Source organism: Bradyrhizobium sp. 190 (genome assembly GCF_023073415.1).
Lineage (GTDB): Bacteria > Pseudomonadota > Alphaproteobacteria > Rhizobiales > Xanthobacteraceae > Bradyrhizobium.
Map to the genome: position 1 here is coordinate 1 of NZ_JADPJL010000078.1, position 3,329 is coordinate 3,329.

Consider the following 3,329-nt stretch of genomic DNA (forward strand, 5'->3'; position numbering starts at 1 on the left):
TTGTCGGAACACCTCGATCTCAAGACAGGACGCCCCGTTGCGCTATCCCATTGGCCCTGACGCCCGCAGCAGTACCCTACCGCGCGAGCGGTTTAGTCCAATGGCACTGAACGGACATGCCGACCACGCTCCAGAATGTCCGTTGTTGGAAGCAGAGCGGAAGTGCGATAGGCGCGGGCCGAAGTCAGCTTTGGACCCATACCGGAAGTCGCGCCTTTTGACGAACGGTCGCTGTTACGTCGCAAAACATCCGCCGGTGCCGCCGTTGAAGCTCACCCGCGTGATCGTCGTGTTGTTGATCACGGTCTTGTTGTAGACGTTGGTGATGGCGACGCCGCCGAAATTGTTGAAGGTACCGCCAGCAACTCCAACCGCGCGAAACTGTCAGGCGCACTGTCGCTTCATCCAGGAAACGCAATGCCGACTCGAAAGGGTCACACCGATCTAATGCGGCGCGTCGCGCGAGCGGCGTAGCGTGCGGACAACCAAGTCTAGGGAGATGCTCATGAAAGACCTAGCAGGCTGTCGTGATATGGAATTATTGTGCCGGCGCCGAGCCGCGCTTGATACTCAACACAGTTGGAAGTGGCTTGGCGAAGCGGAACGCTGGAGAGTCCTCACGCACCGCGAAACTGCTTCTCGTTTTCAAACAGTGGGTCTGGGTCCGATGGCCAAGGGTCCGAATACGATCGAAGGCGATTGCCGAAATTGGGAAGAAGAGAGCCCAGCTGGGCTCTAAAGTTAGAACGATTGAATTTGTATCTCGATGACGATTGCCCAGAAGCACTCCATCGTCTCACATGCCGTCTAAGCAACTCACCTAATTCATCCTAAGGGTAGTGCGTACAAAGCTCGCACTAAGCATCGCGCAGTGTCCTAATTTACCAAATGAGAACATTTCCGAAGCGGCCATTTGTAATGCTGCGTTCTTGAACCCATCCGGGCTCGGGCGGTTAACCCTTATTCGGTGATGAGAACGCCGGTTGCGCTCCCGCCTTTCACAAGGAACGGAGCAACGCCATGCAAAGACGCCGTTTCAAAAACATAGTGACCTTTCCTAGTCGGCTAGCAGATGAAGCCAAGCGATTTCGACAGCAAGCCGATCGCCTGCGCTCGGAGGCCGAGAAACTGCCGCAGGGTCAAGAGCGGGAAACGCTTTTGAGAAAGGCGCGGCAGGCCGAGACCGCTGCCCGCGTTGACGAATGGGTATTGTCGCCCGGGTTGCGAGCGCCGGAATAAGCAGCGGTTCCCCGAAATAGGCATTTGCCCTGTTTTGGATTGGAACGAAGCCGGGGCCGGGTGCATTTCCTTCGGATAACCGACGCGAATGACCCCTTGTTGACACTAAAGGCTAGGTTCACTTCCGCGTTGCGCCCAATAGCAGTAGCTCACAAGCGGCTTTCGAACCCGCCGGAACGGCACCATCGGTCATCGGGCAGCGAAGGCATAAAATTTGAAATTGCGTCGGTCCCGCAAGATGCTACGCTAACGTGATGCCGGCGGTCGAGCTTAGGCAAGTTTAGGTGTTCCAGCCGTGAGCGTGTGATGAGTATCGCCGAACAAGACGCCATCGATGCGTTGCTGGTCTCCCTGCAGAAGCCCAATGTACATCAAGGGGCGTGGGGATCCGACGAACTCTTGCAGGCACTGCCGGCAGCGCTCTACATGACGGACGCCGCCGGCCGCATTACTTTCTACAACGAAGCGGCGGCGCAATTGTGGGGCTGCCGGCCGACGCTCGGGACCGCCGAGTTTTGCGGATCATGGAAGCTCTATTGGCCGGACGGCACTCCTTTGCCGCACACCGAATGTCCGATGGCGCGGGCTCTGAAAGAACGGCGTCCGATCCGGGGCATGGAAGCGGTCGCCGAACGGCCGGACGGCACGCGCGTGCCGTTCATTCCGTATCCAACTCCCCTATTCGATGCTTCAGGTGCTTTGGTTGGCGCTGTCAACATGCTGGTGGACATCACCGAGCGCCGGGAGACTGAACAACGGCTTCGAGAAAGCGAGGCGCGCTATCGAGCAATCGCTGCGATCGTCGAATCGTCCGACGACGCGATCGTTTCGAAAGACCTCAACAGCATCATCAAAAGCTGGAATCAAGGCGCGGAGCGGCTGTTCGGCTATAATGCTGAAGAGGCGATTGGCAAGTCGGTCACGATGCTAATCCCTCCCGATCGTCAGGATGAGGAGCCGGCCATTCTTGCCCGCATCCGGCGCGGCGAGCGCGTCGAGCACTACGAAAGCGTTCGTCAACGCAAGGATGGCAGCACTATCGACATTTCGCTGACGATCTCCCCGATCAGGGATAAGGACGGCAAGATCGTCGGCGCTTCGAAAATAGCCCGTGACATTTCATTTCGAAAGCGAGCAGAGGAGCAGCAGCGGCTAATCTTCCGAGAGATGGACCATCGCATCAAGAACCTCTTTGCTGTCGTTGGCGGCGTGGTCACGATGAGTGCCCGATCGGCGACAACAGCGGAAGAACTCGCTTCTGTGGTGCGAGACCGCTTGGTTTCCCTCGCGAAAGCCAACGACCTGACGTTGAAGCTGACAGCCGAAGGCACTCATCGAACGCAACAGTCAACGCTGCTTCATACGTTGATTAGGACGATTCTCTCCCCTTATGACGGCGGCACCGACAAAGGCGGGGCGCGTGTCGCGATCAGTGGACCCGACATTCCAATCGCGGGCGATGTGGTGACCGGTTTTGCGTTGCTATTGCACGAGTTTGCAACCAATGCCGCAAAGTACGGGGCACTTTCGACCCGAAGTGGCTCCATCAATATCGCGTGCTCCGAAAACACTGACCAATTTGCGGTAACCTGGACGGAACGCGGAGGACCACCGGTCGGTCGTCAAGCAGAGGTAGAGGGCTTTGGTACGCTACTCGCCCGTGCGACGGTGCAGAGCCAATTCGGGGGCGTGATCGCGTGGGATTGGAACCCGGCGGGCCTGACAATAGACCTTTCTTTTCCAAAGGACCGCGTCGTGACGCATCCCTAGCGCTCAGTCATTCTGGTGAAATCAAGTTGTACAAGAAATCACCGGACGGCCTAGCAAGATCAATCTCGCGCGGCCGTGGTGATCCTCTCCTTTCCTTGGCACCAAATCTCAACATCTGAGGAAGGCACCCGTTGGTCAGTCTCGCGCGCAGCGGACATATGGAATACACGTCCGCTTTGCACCACAACCGCCCGCATGCTGGAGGTCGCCTTCTGACCCTTGCTGTGTGAAAACCCCGTCGATGCTATGATTCCCTTGCTGAATCGGCGGGGGAAGTGATGCAGGGTTTCGTTCAAGGGGCGGATCGCCAGCAGACGACG

General features: G+C 57.7%; 2 protein-coding genes. One reads left to right on the plus strand and one right to left on the minus strand.

What is annotated here, in order from left to right:
• Window positions 1-1,545 precede the first annotated feature (1,545 nt).
• Window positions 1,546-3,009: a PAS domain S-box protein gene (locus IVB22_RS38610; RefSeq protein ID WP_247522381.1), complete on the plus strand. Its 1,464-nt coding sequence runs from the start codon at window positions 1,546-1,548 to the stop codon at window positions 3,007-3,009.
• A gap of 59 nt (window positions 3,010-3,068) precedes the next feature.
• Here the strand turns inward: IVB22_RS38610 and IVB22_RS38615 are convergent.
• On the minus strand, window positions 3,069-3,329 hold a 261-nt coding region (locus tag IVB22_RS38615; RefSeq protein WP_247522382.1), incomplete at its 5' end, for a hypothetical protein.